General features: G+C 63.6%; 12 protein-coding genes. 6 read left to right on the top strand and 6 right to left on the bottom strand.

Annotation, left to right across the window (positions count from 1 at the left end):
* Positions 1-39: 39 nt before the first annotated feature.
* The 4 genes from NA11_RS01265 to NA11_RS01250 all read right to left on the bottom strand — a co-directional run bounded on the left by NA11_RS01265 (position 40) and on the right by NA11_RS01250 (position 5,131).
* The gene (locus tag NA11_RS01265) at positions 40-1,632 is read right to left on the bottom strand and encodes a flavin-containing monooxygenase (RefSeq protein ID WP_069159825.1); all 1,593 of its coding nucleotides are present in this window, start codon (positions 1,630-1,632) and stop codon (positions 40-42) included.
* Between the two features lie 8 nt (positions 1,633-1,640).
* Positions 1,641-3,227 carry a flavin-containing monooxygenase gene (locus tag NA11_RS01260; RefSeq protein WP_069159824.1) on the bottom strand — a complete coding sequence of 529 codons (1,587 nt, stop codon included), beginning with the start codon at positions 3,225-3,227 and terminating at the stop codon, positions 1,641-1,643.
* 18 nt (positions 3,228-3,245) lie between these two features.
* Entirely contained in the window at positions 3,246-4,166 is a 921-nt protein-coding gene (locus NA11_RS01255; RefSeq protein WP_167837527.1) for an alpha/beta hydrolase, read from the bottom strand.
* Positions 4,167-4,234: 68 nt separating this feature from the next.
* Positions 4,235-5,131 carry an SDR family NAD(P)-dependent oxidoreductase gene (locus tag NA11_RS01250; protein WP_069159916.1) on the bottom strand — a complete coding sequence of 299 codons (897 nt, stop codon included), beginning with the start codon at positions 5,129-5,131 and terminating at the stop codon, positions 4,235-4,237.
* A 426-nt stretch (positions 5,132-5,557) separates the two neighbouring features.
* Between NA11_RS01250 and NA11_RS01245 the strand changes: the two genes are divergently transcribed.
* From NA11_RS01245 to NA11_RS01235, 3 genes are all read left to right on the top strand, one after another.
* Positions 5,558-6,313 carry a class I SAM-dependent methyltransferase gene (locus NA11_RS01245; protein WP_084653869.1) on the top strand — a complete coding sequence of 252 codons (756 nt, stop codon included), beginning with the start codon at positions 5,558-5,560 and terminating at the stop codon, positions 6,311-6,313.
* Between the two features lie 40 nt (positions 6,314-6,353).
* Positions 6,354-7,211 (top strand): GntR family transcriptional regulator, encoded by an 858-nt coding sequence (locus NA11_RS01240; RefSeq protein WP_069159823.1) that lies wholly within the window; start codon positions 6,354-6,356, stop codon positions 7,209-7,211.
* A 196-nt stretch (positions 7,212-7,407) separates the two neighbouring features.
* Positions 7,408-8,379, top strand: coding sequence for an SDR family NAD(P)-dependent oxidoreductase (locus NA11_RS01235; protein WP_084653868.1), 972 nt, complete (start codon positions 7,408-7,410; stop codon positions 8,377-8,379).
* Between the two features lie 473 nt (positions 8,380-8,852).
* Here NA11_RS01235 and NA11_RS01230 read toward each other — a convergent pair whose 3' ends face one another.
* Complete coding sequence (locus NA11_RS01230) at positions 8,853-9,104, bottom strand: hypothetical protein (protein ID WP_069159821.1); 252 nt, start codon at positions 9,102-9,104, stop codon at positions 8,853-8,855.
* A gap of 1,061 nt (positions 9,105-10,165) precedes the next feature.
* On the opposite strand from NA11_RS01230, the gene NA11_RS45430 reads away from it, so the two are divergent.
* The 3 genes from NA11_RS45430 (at position 10,166) to NA11_RS01215 (ending at position 13,181) form a co-directional block, all read left to right on the top strand.
* A complete protein-coding gene (locus NA11_RS45430; RefSeq protein WP_167837526.1) occupies positions 10,166-10,303 on the top strand; it encodes a hypothetical protein in 138 nt (45 codons plus the stop codon).
* Positions 10,304-10,896: 593 nt separating this feature from the next.
* Entirely contained in the window at positions 10,897-11,667 is a 771-nt protein-coding gene (locus NA11_RS47130) for an endonuclease/exonuclease/phosphatase family protein (RefSeq protein ID WP_069159820.1), read from the top strand.
* A 386-nt stretch (positions 11,668-12,053) separates the two neighbouring features.
* The gene (locus tag NA11_RS01215; RefSeq protein WP_141717318.1) at positions 12,054-13,181 is read left to right on the top strand and encodes a S1 family peptidase; all 1,128 of its coding nucleotides are present in this window, start codon (positions 12,054-12,056) and stop codon (positions 13,179-13,181) included.
* A 51-nt stretch (positions 13,182-13,232) separates the two neighbouring features.
* Here the strand turns inward: NA11_RS01215 and NA11_RS01210 are convergent, their stop codons facing one another.
* The gene (locus NA11_RS01210) at positions 13,233-14,561 is read right to left on the bottom strand and encodes a hypothetical protein (protein WP_069159817.1); all 1,329 of its coding nucleotides are present in this window, start codon (positions 14,559-14,561) and stop codon (positions 13,233-13,235) included.
* Positions 14,562-15,013: the final 452 nt, after the last annotated feature.

Here is a 15,013-nt window from a genome sequence, read left to right as displayed (position 1 = left end):
TCATCACGACCGGCGCCGCGGGTTCGGCACGATCAGCGGTCACCGACCAGCCTCGGCATGTAGCCCCTTCAGCGGCGCGCTGATCGACTTGGGCCGCTCGTAGTCGTAGTCGTCGAGCGAGAAGGTCTTGCTCGCCTTGGTTGCCTGATAGGCGGTGGTCGGCCGCAGGAAGGAGAAGTCGCCATGGTGATCGATGTAGTAGGAGTTGGCGTTGGCACACGCACGACCGTGCATGAGCGTGTCGGTGGCCTTCGGGAGAATGAAGTTGTAGAACCGCTCGTTGGCTTCAGGCTTGACCGATACCGCCGTCGCACCACGGCGTTTGGCCTCGGTGATCACCCGAACGGTATGCCGTGCGACGTTCTCGACCATGACGTGCCACGAGCTACCGCTCCATGCGTACGGCCCGAAAACCATGAAGGTGTTGGGCAATTCCGGCATGCTGATGCCCTCGTACGCCTTGGCTCGTTCCTTCTCGTAGAAGTCGGCGAGGTCGAACCCGTCCCGTCCGGTGACGGGGCGTTCGCGAAATACCTTGGGGCTCTGTGACATCTCGAATCCAGTAGCCAGCACCAATGTGTCGATCTCTCGATGGTTGCCGTCGCGGTCGGTGATGCCGGTGGGCGTGATCTCGGCGATCCCATCGGTGATCAGCTCGACGTTCGGCCGAGTGAAGGTCTTGTAGTAGACATTCGACACGCTGGGACGTTTACACCCGAAGCCGTAGTCAGGTGTCAGCTTCTCGCGCAGGATCGGGTCTTTGATCTGGCTGTTGAGGTACTTCTTGACAGCCCATGCCGGGAGCTTGGTGAGCGGCGCGAGCTGCTTGCCGTACACCGTGACAGCGACCAAACCCACCTCGACCACACCTGCTGCCATGGCGCGGATACCGGACTGCAAACCGGGTACATACTTCAGCGCAAGCTGCACGCCCCGGGGAATCTCGAAGTCCGGTTTCGCGTACACCCAGATCGGCCGCCGCTGGTACACGTCCAGGTGTCCGGCCACCTCGGCTACCTTCGGAATCATCTGCACCGAGGTGGCGCCGGTGCCGATCACCGCGACGCGCTTTCCGGTCAAGTCATAGTCGTGATCCCACTTCTGGGTTTGAATCACTTTGCCCGCGAACGACTCCAGCCCCGCGATGTCGAGCTTCTTCGGCTCGACGAACGCACCGAGCGCGGTGACCACATAGCGCGCGGTGATGATGTCGCCGGTGGCAGTGGTCAACCGCCACAGGTGATTGTCTTCGTCCCATACCCGGGACATGATCTCGGTCTTCAGGCGCAGATGCGGCCGGATGCCGTACTTGTCGGCACAGTGATCGATGTAGGCCTTGACCTCAGCGCCCTTCGGGAAGGTACGCGACCAATGCGGGTTCTGCTCGAAGGAGAACTGGTACACGATGCCCGGAACATCCACCGCCACATCGGGATACTGATTGTTGTACCAGGTACCACCAATATCGTCGGCGCGTTCGATGATCACGAAGTCGTCGATACCCGCACGGCGCAAGGCGATTCCGACACCCAACCCACCGAAACCACCGCCGATGATGACCACCTGATGCTGCGGCTCTACCGCTTCGCCGCCAGTTGTCTTGTGGCCGTTGATCTTATCCAGTGTCGTCATAACAATCCTCACAGATGGGTGTGCGCATTTCGCTTCGCACGCGCCTGCGGTGCGATGTCGGCTCGTCGTGCAGCGGTCTCGAATCGGTAAGCGTCGAAGGGGAAGCGGCGGCTCTGCCACCACATCGTGGCGTGTGATTCAGGCCGGATCAGCGCGACGTCGCCCTGGTAGTTGATGTAGTAGGTGTTGGAGCCCGCACACATGTCGACGTACTCCATCCGGTCGATCCTGGCCCGCATCTTCGCGGTGTAACGGTCGTGCGGTTCCTGACGGACCTCGCAGACGGTGGCACCGCGCCGACGCGCCTCCGCGATTGCCCGGGCGGTATGCGCGGCAGTCGCTTCGACGAAGGAGTGGTAGGAGCTGGGGGCATATCCGTACGGACCGACGAGCATGAACAAGTTCGGGAACTTCGGTACCGAGACTCCCTGGTAGGAGGAGTACCGGTTTTCGTGCCAGTACTTGCCGAGTTCGAGACCGTCGCGGCCGTACGCGGGGAACGGTGGGGTGGTGCCCTTACCCATCACCGCGAATCCGGTGGCGCAGACGATGACATCGAATGCGTGCGCAGTCCCCTCCGCAGTCACGATTCCGGTGTCGGTGCCGCGCGCGATCGGCTCGGTGACCAGGTCGACATCGGGACGCATGAATGTCTTGAGGTAGACGTTCGACAACGACGGCCGCTTGCAGCCGAAGGTGTAGTTCGGGGTGAGCTTCTCGCGCAGTTTCCGATCGGGCACCTGGGTGCGCATCCACAGTTTCAGCCCGACTTCTACCGCTTTCAGGACGAAACGGATTGGCTTGCCGACAATGAACGCCCCGCCGGTACCCGCCGACACCGCGACACCGACTGCAGCACGCACCGGCGTGCGAAACAGCGCCTGATTCAACAGAAATCGGGTGGCAGGCCCGGCCTGCCAGTCAGGTTTGGGCGCTATCCAGATCGCCCGGCGTTGAAAGATGGTGAGATGTTCGACGGTATCGGCGATCGCCGGAATCAGTTGTAGCGCCGATGCTCCGGTGCCGATCACCGCGACCCGTTTGCCGGTGAGGTCGTAATCATGGTCCCAGTCGGCGGTGTGCATGATTTTGCCGCGAAAGGATTCGAAGTCTTCGATATCGGGTAGTTTCGGCACCTCCAGTCCGCCGAGCGCAGGGACGACGAACCGGGCCGTATAGACAGTGCCGCTCTCGGTCTGTACGCGCCAATAGTGGTGTTGCTCATCCCATTCAGCGCCGGTCACCATGGTGTTGAGCCGCAACTTCGGGCGTAGGCCGTGCCGGTCGACGACGTCCTCCGCGTAGCGCTGCAAGTCCCTGCCCGGGGCGAATACCCGCGACCAGTCCGAGCGCTGGGCGAAGGAGAAGCTGTACACCATCGACGGAATATCGACCTGCACACCGGGATAGGTGTTGGCATACCAGGTTCCGCCGACGCCGTCCCATTTGTCGAGGATCACGAAGTCGGTGACGCCCACCTGCTGCAAGGCCACCGCCGCGGCGATGCCACCGAACCCCGCACCCACGATCAACACCTCGTGGTCCGGTGCCGCGCCCGGCGAGGGCACGGTCTCGTCGGCATTCACTTCAGACATGTCGGTCCTCCAGATACCTCATGAAACCTTCTTGGCCGCGGTGGAATCCCGATCGATGAGTCCGCGCACAAAGTCGCTGATCTCAGCTATTGCCGCGCGTCCTTCCGGGAGGATGTCGGCACCCGCCTGGAAGACATGCACCTGCCCCGGCCAGATCTGCAGGCGCACCGGCACGCCCGCGAGGTCGAGTCGTTCGGCCATCAACTCGGCATCAACACGCAGCACCTCGGCGGCACCGACCTGAATCAAAGCCGTTGGCAGTCCTGCCAATTCGCCGTTCACCGGCGACCAGGACGGATCGATCGGGCCCAGTGCCGCCATACCGATCTCGACAATCGTTCGAATCGAGTGCGCACTCAGCAGCGAGTCCGTTCGGTCGTAGGCGTGCCCGACCAGCGCGGTGTAGTCCAGGTTCAACAGCGGACTCAGTCCGACCGTCCCGGCAGGCATCGGAAGGCCGCGACGTCGAGCCATCGGAGCGAGGGCAAAAGCGAGCAATCCACCCGCCGAATCCCCCGCAACTACAATGTCTTCGGGGTCGAAGCCATGATCGAGCAGATAGTGATACGCGCCGATGGCATCGTCGATCGAGTCTCCGACACTATGTTTCGGCAACTGGCGGTAAGCGACATTGAACACCGGCACGTGCGCCGCGGCCGAAATCTGTGCCACGAGTCTGCGGTGTGAGCGGTAGCCGCCCGCCAGGAAACCGCCGCCATGGAAATACAGAATCGCCTTGCCACCTGCGGCGGGCAGCGGTGCGGTCGCGGCGCTCACCCATTCCGCGCGATACCCGTCCAGTTCCACTATGTTTCGGCGGGTGCCGCGCGGCGTGGGGATGACGGCAGCCAGGTAGTCCAGCACGCTCGGCAGCCCGATATTCCAGGGGCGCGCGATCGACGCGACGGCATCCAGCCCCGGCCGGAGCACCCACCGCATGCAACGCGTCACGCACCGCGCTTGCCACGACGGTCCACCGCGGTAGTCCACGAACTCCATCGCCCCGCTCACTTCCGTCGCCCCGCCCCGGCGAGTGCCGACCGAGCCTTGTCCACCGTCGACAGCAGGGATTCGCCGAGCTCGATGCCGCCTAAACTCAAGACGTATCTGGTCAGTCCGGGCGAGACGCGCCGGGCGGCGGCGATGAAATACGCCTCCGGATTCACCGGAACAACGGCCAAGTTGCGGTTGACCGCACGCTCGACCGCACGGGCCGCCACCCGTGGTGCGGCGTAGGAGAATCGCTGCTGCGCGTCGGCGAGCTGAGTCTGGAATCTGGCGGCTTCCTCGTCGCTGACACCGGCTCGGCTGCCATGCGCCATCAGATTCGTCCGAATAACACCCGGGCAAATCGCCGAGACCCCGATGCCGTTGCGAGACAAGTCGATACGCATCGACTCGCTCAGCATCAACACCGCGGCCTTCGACACCACATACGACGCGGCCACCCGATTCGGTACCCACGCGCCCGCGGAGGCGATATTGACGATGTGACCGCTGCCGCGCTGCACCATGGCCTCCCCGACGATCCGGCTGCCGTAGAAGACGCCGTCGAGGTTCACCGCCATCAAACGATCCCAGTCCGCGATGGACTGCTCCATGAACGAGCCCGTTATCGCGATCCCGGCATTGTTGACCAGCACATCCGGCACGCCATGGGTACCGGCGATCTCGTCGGACAGCTCCTGCCAGCCGGTCGCGTCGGTGACGTCCTGCCGGTACCAGGCACCGCGGCCGCCTACCGCGTTGACCAGCTCGATCGTTTCCTTGGCCGCCGCTTCGTCGATGTCGGTGACCAACACCAGACCACCACGCTGGGCGAAGCGCAGTGCGGTGGCCCTGCCGATGCCACTACCGCCGCCGGTGATCAGTACCAGTCGCCGTGACTGCTCGTCATTTGTCATGATTTGTTCCTCATCGTTGAAGACCGGCGAGTGGCCCGAGCCGACCACTGCGCCACCGGATCAGTCGGCATCCGCGCCATGAGCTGGGCGGCGAGAGTGATCTCGCTAAGACGAAAAGCATCCATAGCTGTATTGTCTGAGACAATAATAGCGGGAGTGCATAGTCGGCCGCCGCCGACTGGGATGACTGCTCCGAAATCTGCGTTCGAGTCGATATCTGACACTCGCACTACATATTTCGCAAGTCCGCGCGCGGCCGGCGGCCCGATCGAGCCGCACGCATCAGCCGCGACCGACAACGAGTTCGCGAACTCCGCCATTCGAACCTCAGCTCCATCAAGCACTCCCTCGTGCTATCGTCCCAGACAGGATACACTGTCTAACACAGCGCATACAACAGCGCAACTCCCTACCGAGGAGACAACGATGTCAACCGAGCCGTCAGCACCGCGCATGACGATCGAAGATCCGTACCGAGCCAGCCGTGTGCTGAACTCATCGCCGGATTCCAGAACCGGCACCGGAGGCCCTCAGCCGATCGTCGAGGGCACCCGGCGCGGATTCAATCGCGGCGTCGCGGCGTTCTTCGACGTGGCAGCGCGCGCCTACGATCTGGGCAGCCTCCAGCGCGTGGTGTATCAGCCGCCGCAGGACGAGATGATCGACTTTCTCCGCGCCAACGGCGCTCGCCGAATCGTCGATATCGGTTGCGGCACCGGCATTCTCACTACTCGAATCGCGCGAGACCTTCGACCCGAAGCCGTGTACGGGATCGATATGTCGCCAGGGATGCTCGCGCGGGCGCGTCGACGCAGCGCGGAAGTGCAGTGGCGCAACGAGCCCGCCGAGCAGTTGGGACTGGCTGCCGAATCCGTCGATGCCGTCGTCACCACTACCGCCTTCCACTTCTTCAACCAGCCCGCCGCGCTCGCCGAGTTCCATCGAGTGCTGACACCCGGTGGCCTGCTGGCGATTTCGGCCCTGAATCTGCGGTCCCGCTGGTCCGCACCGGTACAGCGACTCAGCGGCACCCGACTCAGCCCGGCCGCGACACCGTCGCCACAGCAGATGCGAGATCTCATCGCCACCGCCGGTTTCGAGCTCATCGCGCAACGTCCGGTGCGCCGACCTTGGTACAGCCGGACCGTCCCGGACGTCATCACGATGGCCCAGCGCCGATGACCCGCGCTCCGCGACTCGTGGTCGAAAGGCAGGGCTCGCTATGACGGATGCGGCGATGTCCCGGGACGAATCGGGCGCGTTAGCGCGCCTGTTCGAGCTGGCCGGTGCTCGAGCTGCCGAGCCAAGAGCCGACAGCTCGGAGAATCACGCGGAGAGGCAGCCGACAGTAGTGGACGGCATCACCGAACAACTGGCCTACCGCATTGCGGCAGGTATCCACCAGCCTGGTGAGCTCCTGCCGTCGGTGCGTCAGGTCGCGGCCGAATTCGGTACCAGCGCACCGACGGCCAACAGCGCGCTGGGCAGGCTGGCCGCGCTCGGTTTCGTCGAACCACGCCGCGGTCTCGGCTACCTCGTGCGCGACATCCACCTGTACGGCGGCATCGACACATGGCGCTACTTGTTTCGTTTCGCACGTCAGCTTCCCGACCGCGCCGCGATGCTCTTCGCCGACGTCATCGATATCGATCACATGCTGGTCATGGAGGCCTTCACGACCTTCCTTGCCGACCCTCACCGCTACGATCTGACCCTTGCAATACAAGCATTGGATCGATTCGAACTGCTGGTCGCCGACGAGAACGCCCGCCACGCAGACCTCTTGGCGGCCGAATTGCACATGCTGCGCTGCGTTTTCGCCGCCCTCGACAAGCCCGGATCGCTGAGCCTGTTCAATACGATCGGTGAAGTGCTCATCCTGCTTCCCGAGGTAGGCGAAGCATTCTATGAGCCGGCGGGACCCGCGGCGCATCTATTTCTCGGGCGCCTGCTCCAAGAGATCTGGCAGTCGCATGACGAGCTCGAACTACCCGACACCAGCATGCTCGAAACAATAGTGCGCGACTACCACGACCAGGTGGTAGTGACCTTTCGCAGACTCATTGGCGCGAGCGCCTAATGCTCCGTCCAGATGCATTGCTCCGGTATCCCTGCCGCCACAGCCGCACACCTTTTGACATCCGCACGCGTGTCAGCGCGGCGAGTCGGTGTGCGGGAAGTCAGAAGGTGTGCGGCTGTTACTCCAACGAGCTGCCAGGGCGCGGCGGGCGCCTGACTGAAGACCGACTGAATATCAAGTGATAGAGGAGTTTTCGATGAAGACAGCAGTGGTGACCGGCGCCGCGTCCGGGATTGGTATGGGTTACGCGCTCGCGTTGGTGGAACAGGGCTACCACGTCCTGGTTACCGACATCGACATGGTCGGCGCCGAGCGGGTGACGGCCGAACTGAATGGGATAGGCCCCGGTAAGGCAGAGGCCCGTTTTCTCGATGTCGCCGACTCCGACGCGGTCGCCGCGCTCGTACAACAGGTCAAAGACGAACACGGCCGACTCGACATGATCTTCAACAACGCCGGACTCGCGATCGGCGGTCCCGTCCACGAATTGACGGTGGCGCACTGGAAGAAAGTCAACGACGTCAACGTGATGGGCGTCGTGCACGGCGTGGATGCCGCGTACAAGATCATGGTCGAACAGGGCTACGGACACATTGTCAACACCGCATCGGTCGCAGGCTTGGTGCCGCTCGCCTTCATGGGCCCCTACAACATGTCCAAGCACGCTGTCGTCGGCCTGACCCTGTCCTTGCGCGGGGAAGCAGCGGTCCACGGGGTCAAAGTCACCTGCGTGTGCCCCATCGCTGTGCACACCGATCTCCCCCGCCGTCTCAACCCCGGCCTCGGGAAGCGAGCGGACACCGAGATCGCCATCTCGCTCTACGACCGAATCTACCCGCTGCTGCAGGCACTGCCCGAATTCATCGTGGCAAGCCCGGAAGGCCACGGCCGCAAAGTATTACGAGCAGTCGACCGCAACCGGGCCTTCGTGATCGAACCATGGTTCGGCCGTCCCGTCTGGTGGCTGCAACGTTCGTTCCCCACGCTGCCGGTGATGCTCGGCGTCGGGATGACCTTGGCATGGAAGGCCGCGCAACCGTATCTCGATCGAACCGCGCAACGTTTGACCCGCACTGAGCCTTCCGCGCTGGCGTCGACCGCGGTGGTGACGTATCCGGGCGCGGCACAAGCATCGATACCTGCCGATGCGCCGATCAACGTTGAATGACCGAACGCACGAAGGAGTCACGGTGAGCCGCACAGCAGCGAACAAGCAGTCGAGAAACGGCAAGGCCCGGCGTTCGGTGGCCGTCCCGACCATGAGGTCGTGATCATCGGGGCCGGTGCCTGCGGCATCGCCGTCGGCATCAAAACTCCGGCATGCCCGGAATCGAGCACTTCGTGACCCTCGATCGGGCCGAAACACCCGGCGGGAGACATGGCGAGCCACCGCTACCCCGGGGTCGGCGTCGATGTGCCCATTCTGGTGTACGAGTTCTCCTTCGCCCGCAACACGGTTCGCCGAGGCATCTCGGCCGCTGCGCATCAAAATGTTCGCCGCCCTGCCGATCCTGAATGAGTTTCCTTCTCACACCATCGCCGTCGATCGTGCGCGGTGCCGACTCGTCGACGAGCCAGCCGTCGGCAGTGCGTCGACCATCAGACACCGCCTGTGTGACAACTCTGAGTCGGCTCGACAGCTCAGCTGCCGACGATCCGAACAAGTTGGGCAGGAAGATAACTCAACTCGCGTTGTGCCCCGGTGGTGGTATCAGTCGTCCGAACCACGACCTTGGCCGCGGCATGCTTGCCAGGCTTGACGGTTTCAACGGCGTCGACCCGCAGCCGCTTGCTCTCGTCGGTAATGATGATGTCGCCCACGCTCAACGCCTCGGCCACCTTCGAGGTCGACGACTCCTCGGCGGCTGGCGATCCGTCCGATGCTTCGGTCACGGATCCTCCTCCACATCCATGCGCCGACCCGAGTCCGCGCTGCGCTCAGATTACTTGGGCCGACCGATCGTCACACCACATCGGCCTATGTTGCTTCGGTGTTGCGCATGCACTGGTATCCGGGCACGACTATCGTCCGAGTCGGACGACGACACCATCACCGCTGTTCAAGACGCATCAGCAAACCTGAGCGCTTGTATGAGCAGGGTTGCTACACTTGGTTCGCTCGTCCCGCTTCTCCCGAATTTCCTGCGACGCTTCAGGATCGGTGATGTCTGATGTGGACTGGTTTCGAACTATTTGATCGGGTGATCATTGGCGGCCTGCTCTTGGTCGCTGGACTCGCAAAGCTCTCGGCAACCGCTCAATGGCGGCAGGCCTGGTTGATGTCCTACCGGATCGTTCCCGCCGTGCTGGTGCGGTCGACTGCGTTGGCGGGGTAAATCGCATGGCAGCGAACCGACGCACTTTCGTTCGCCGCGCAGGTCTCGGAATCGTTGGAGGCGTTGTCGTTTCCACGTTTACCGCGATATTCCCCGAGTTCAACGCCGCCGCTCAAACCTGCACCGGGAACCTGTGCACGGATCCGAGATGCTGCACAGCTCGCTGCAAATGCAACAACTACAAGTACGGAAAATGCCAGAGCCTCGGCGGTGGCGCGGTGGCTTGTTGGTGCAGCAACAACAACGCCCAGTGGAACACCACACCCGCAACATGCCCAGGCTGACCGAACTACGAAACCGCGGTCGATGGAATCAGCATGGTCCGTGAGAAGCTCGCGGTGTCGCCGATATGCGCCTCATCACGGTCCCTGACCATCCGATCGGCAGAGGGCTGACGTACCGCGCATAAACCTCTGCAGTCAGGTTCTAGGTGGAGAAATGGGTCGCAGTCCCTGATGGCGCGCAACAAGCCCAGCACTCCGCTGCCGGGCTTCATCATTTGCACGGGCCGCTGGCATGATCATGCGGCGGCTGCGCGCCGAGACCAGGACCTGGCACACCACGCTGGGGCCACCGATTCAGCGTCGAACTGCTCAGTAGGACACACTGAGCCGGTATGTGGGGCAACTGATCGCCTACCGCATCATCCTCGACACCAGCCGCCACGCGGACGCGCGTCTACTCGCGGCGCCCGACGACGGCTATCGGGAAATCGTGGAAGCCCTTGCGGCACTGGCGCTGCCGAACATCCGGTAAGGCCTGACCCAGATTCCCGCCACTGGGAACCGAAAACACTTCTTGACAACTACTCTCCAACGCGGCCCACGCCACCCAGCCGGAGGGTGACACCGCCACCAAGGCCACTCGGATACGCAGGGCCCGGTCGCCTGAATGCGCTTCAAACAGGATTCCACATGAGTTTCGGTAGGGCAGCCAGCGAGGCGTGGAAGAAGGTTTGCGATCTTCTGTCGGGGGAGATCAGTCGAGGCGGTGCGGCTGCATCTGACATATCCCGAGAGGCCGGCAGCAACCCAGCACGTGCCGCGGTCAATACGCTCGGACCCAAAGACGGAGATATCGGTAAGCCAATCGCCGCAATCGGGCAAGGGGACCACGAACCTGCGACGCCGCCGAAAACACCGGGCGATCGTCATGATCCGCCGACCGCCGACGCGGAACCGGGGTTACCCACCGCGGCGCTGCGCGGGTCCGGAGTCGAGCCGGTCGATGACCTGCCCGAGCTGGCCGCCGCACGGGGTTTCGGTAGCAGCAGTGCCAGCGATCCGCGACGACCTCTCCGGGTCGGGACCTGGAATGTTGCTGGGCTCCAACCCATCCGGTCGCACGGGATGTGGGACTACGATCCGCGCGACATCGACTACTTCGCCAGGGTGCTCAACAGCGTGCACCCCGCGCCCGACGTCCTCCTTTTCCAGGAAGGGCAAGTCGGTCGGGCCTTCTACGACATGTCGGTAGGTCGAGCCGGGTCGGATCTACGACAGTTGGCCAAGTTGGTCGGCTACCCGCATAACCACGAGACCGTGATATCCATCTCGCACATGTCCGCTGACAAGGACTTGTCCATGGCGATCATGAGCAAATTGCCGTTCGAGCAAACATGGGCGCGACGGATTCCGGATCCCGACCTGCCCCTCACCTTGCAGGGCAATCCGGTCGATCCGCTCGTCCGTTACACGCAAAGTGCCAAGGTCGCCGGTATCACCGTCGTCAATGCGTTTCCGATACCGCTTGGCGTGCTCGGACACAGCTACGAGACAGGCGGCGGTGTGCAGCACGCCGCTGATGTCGTCGAGACACTGAGGTCAACGGCCCAGGGACCCCAGGTGGTCGGTGGCGACATCAATACCCCGCGCCCCGACCTGGTGTACACGGAACACTTCGACCGAATGGGCCTGAGCCCCGTCCTGGAACCCGGTACGAAAACCGTGCCTGGATGGGACGGCTCACCCGATCAGATGTACTCCACACCCGAATTCACAGTAGTGGACAGCCTTGTCGTACCCACCAACACCGACCACCACCTGGTCTTGACCGACCTCGCCGTCAACGACCCCGCCTTGCTGGACGCCCTCAGCCGAGCACGACAAATGCACCCGTAGCGCGCCCACGCATCAGACTGCGGCGGTTGCCGGCATGAACCGTCGCGCGGTGACTCGAACCCGCACCCGAAACCAGACGTGACCGAGCCGGGCAGCGAAAAGCAACCCGACGACAGCCAGCTCGTCTGAGCCGCGTCCGGCGACGCTACTCCCCCGAACCACCGTGGGAAGTTGGGGACGAGCGGCGTGTCTTCGACGGCGGTGAATGGCTGGGATGGTCGAATCGTTTCGCTGCCGACTCCGCTGGCCCGGGTCACCTGTCGCGGTCGATTGCCAGACTCGGGCAGCGAGCTTCTGTGCTGATGAGGGGACTGTTTTCAACAAGATGCGTCGATGCGGCGCGCCCAAATCGGACAAGGTGGTCGAGTTCATTGCCGGCTAGGTCAGTGCCAGTAGGTCTGCTTGCTATTGCTGTGTTCCTCGGAATCGGTTGTGCGCCTGCCCATGCCGTTCCGGACGGCCGAGAACTGCCTGCGGCGATGGCCGCGGCGATCGCGCGAGATCTCGGGCTGACGCCAGCGCAGTTCCTCGACCGCGCCGATCGCGCTCAGCAGTTGAGCCACTTCGTCAGTAGTGCACGCGACCGTTACCCGGCGGCCTTCGCCGATGCCTGGCTCGACGACTCCGGCCGACCCGTCGTGGCCGTTCGCGCCGGTGCGCAGGAAACCGGGCTGCGTAATGCGGCCGGAGCCGCCGGATTCATCATCACCACCGACGCCCGGCCAGCGAAATACGGTCAACCACGCGCTGTTTCCGACAGCTTCGACATGGCGGCGCGGTCTCCCGCCGCCGTCGGCGATCGACCGATCATGGGCGGGGACCGCTACATCATCCGCAACACGGCGCGGATCGAATTCTGCTCGATGGGTTTCAACGCGACAGACGCGCAAGGCAACACCGTCAACATCACCGCAGGACACTGCGATATCAACGGTCCGGCCGAAGGGGCAGCCGTGGAGTCGACACTGTCGATGTATGTGCACAGCAGCACAGACCAGCCCTTGGGGGGCGCCACCGACCAGCCGCTCGCCGAAACACTGCTCGACATGCTGACCCGCCGCCCGACCGAAAAGGTGGCGGTCTTCACCAAATCGGTCAACACCGGCCACGACTACGCGATCGCCCGCGCACTCCCTCCGGCCATCCACCGATTCGACAACAACCTCGTCCGCGGCCCCCGCTTCACGACCGTCGCGATCGACGGCGTCGCCGACCCGATCGTCGGAGCTCCGGTCTGCAAATCCGGGGCCACCACCGGATTCACCTGCGGCACCATCTCCGCCATCGATCAGACCATCGACGTCGAAGGTGTCCAGAACCACGACCAGTTCACCACAACCATCTTCGGCATCCCCGGCGACAGCGGCGGACCGGTCTTCAGCGGCACCAAAGCCATTGGCGTACTGACCGGCGCTTCTATCGCCACCTCGCCGTTCGAACCATCCTTCACCTACGGCCTGCCGGTCCGCACGATCCTCGACGAGAACCCCGGCCTGCGCATCCGAACCCGGTAGCGGCCGCCCTCCGAACCCGTTCTGCCCATAGGTATTTCGTCGCAGAGAGGGCTACGCTTCGTCGGCCTTCTCGGCGATGTCCTCCATTACTTTCTGGAACTCCGGCGATACGTAGAGTTCGAGGGCTTCGAGGGATTGGTTGACGGCGGCGGCCAGGTCGATTGTCCCGTCGTGCCACCAGTAGACCGAAGAGCTCACCGGTGCGGGGCGTTCGGCATGCGCCGCCACCGCCAGCTTTGCCAGCGTGCCGACGGTGACGTAGGCGTCCGCGCCGTTGAGCGGGTGAACGTAGACGGAACCTTCGCACGGCACTATGAAAGCCGAACCCCATTGTCCGGCAACGGGATATGCGTCCAGCCAGCAGACGTGGGCGCTGGCATAGTCCGGCAAGTACAGTCCGACGATGTTCTCTTCGGACTCGTTCGCGAGATCGGTGACCTCGACGAGTCCGTCGCCGCGGGTGTTGGCTTCGGCGAGCTCGAACAGCGCCGATTCCGGTATCGGCCAATGGGACAGCTGGTCATAGGTGACCGGGATGATCGTGTTCACCTGGTCGAGCACCACCCGCTGAACCAGGCCCGGCGCGAGAGTTCGGGACACGATCGGATAACCGGCGTCCTCCATGTTCTCCGGGTACATCCGCGTCCGGATCAACGACCGCATCCGGTCGAAGTCGTCGAACTCGAGCGGTGCTTCCTCCGCAAGGTCGATCCCGGCCAGCAGGGTGCTCAGATGATCGGCGATCATGGCAGGCCATTGCTCCGGTGGCTCCTGATCCACGGTGCGGCGCAGGTTCGCCAGGTTCAGTACCCAGTCGGGTTTACCGTTGCCCGCGAGCTCCAGCTGGTCGTCGGCGGTGAAAGTGCAGGTGTAGCCATAGTTCTGCACTACCTCGACAACCAGTGCGGTCAACCGGTCCGAGCCGTCACCGGTGCGGTGTGCGGCCTTCGCCGCGTGGATCTCGGAACGGAGCCGCGCGAACTGCTGCCCGTCCCGGATCTGGACCGCCTCGATGACCCGCTGCAGCGGCGCCAGCGGCGGCAGACCCAGTTCGACACCGAATGCGACACAAGGCATCCCGGCGAGCTGCCCCGTACCCCACACCCAGCCGCCACCGCCCGCCCGTCGCAACGTCTCGCCCAGGTACCCGATGGCGGCCTTGACGAAAGGCAGAGCGGCGCGATCCATCATGCTGTTCTGGTCGGGTAGCTGCACGAGGATCAGTTCTTCCAACGCTCCCAGCGAGGCAGGCGAGTAGTCGCCGTCGAAATCCGCCGCACGGGTGGCGAACACCTCCGCTGTCACGAAGGGAAATTGCTGCCGCCAGAGCTCGATTCGTTGTTCGTCGGTCTCGGCAGGTCCATCGATCCAGAAGCTCACATCATCACCCCGATACACAAGGCGCGAAGTCGCACGCGCCGCCCCGCTGTTTCTACCGCCTCACCCCGAGCCGGACAACCGGCCCAGCGCATGCGGCAAGCCCGACTTTCGCACCTTGTGCCGCACAGGCGGGCTGGTGGCGGCAGCGATTGCGCGACTATCGGCCGAAACGTGCATTTACCCAGGCGAGGACGTCGGGATATGAGGTAGCGAGCGCGTACAAGCCGAAACCATGCATCCGGCGGTCGGGTGGGCGCGACTCGGCGGAAAGCGAGCCAACCGGCGTGTCATCGGCGGCGGCGGATGGCGGAGATGGTCGAATCGGTTCAGCTGCCGGTTCCGCAGGCCTGGATCGCCTGGTCCCGGAGTCGGCCGACGAGCATCTGTGCTGATGAGGGGACTGTATTCGACAAGCTGCGTCGATACGGCGCGCCCAAACCGGACAAGGTGGT

This window comes from Nocardia altamirensis NBRC 108246 (assembly GCF_001612685.1).
In the GTDB taxonomy this organism is placed as follows: domain Bacteria; phylum Actinomycetota; class Actinomycetes; order Mycobacteriales; family Mycobacteriaceae; genus Nocardia; species Nocardia altamirensis.
This window is presented reverse-complemented; position numbering and strand designations above follow the sequence as displayed.

Coding starts and splice junctions, on each gene's coding strand:
- NA11_RS47130 (WP_069159820.1), top strand. CDS start 10,897: ATGTGGGACTACGATCCGCGCGACATCGACTACTTCGCCAGGGTGCTC.
- NA11_RS01245 (WP_084653869.1), top strand. CDS start 5,558: ATGTCAACCGAGCCGTCAGCACCGCGCATGACGATCGAAGATCCGTAC.
- NA11_RS01240 (WP_069159823.1), top strand. CDS start 6,354: ATGACGGATGCGGCGATGTCCCGGGACGAATCGGGCGCGTTAGCGCGC.
- NA11_RS01250 (WP_069159916.1), bottom strand. CDS start 5,131: ATGACAAATGACGAGCAGTCACGGCGACTGGTACTGATCACCGGCGGC.
- NA11_RS01260 (WP_069159824.1), bottom strand. CDS start 3,227: ATGTCTGAAGTGAATGCCGACGAGACCGTGCCCTCGCCGGGCGCGGCA.
- NA11_RS01235 (WP_084653868.1), top strand. CDS start 7,408: ATGAAGACAGCAGTGGTGACCGGCGCCGCGTCCGGGATTGGTATGGGT.
- NA11_RS01265 (WP_069159825.1), bottom strand. CDS start 1,632: ATGACGACACTGGATAAGATCAACGGCCACAAGACAACTGGCGGCGAA.
- NA11_RS01255 (WP_167837527.1), bottom strand. CDS start 4,166: ATGCGGTGGGTGCTCCGGCCGGGGCTGGATGCCGTCGCGTCGATCGCG.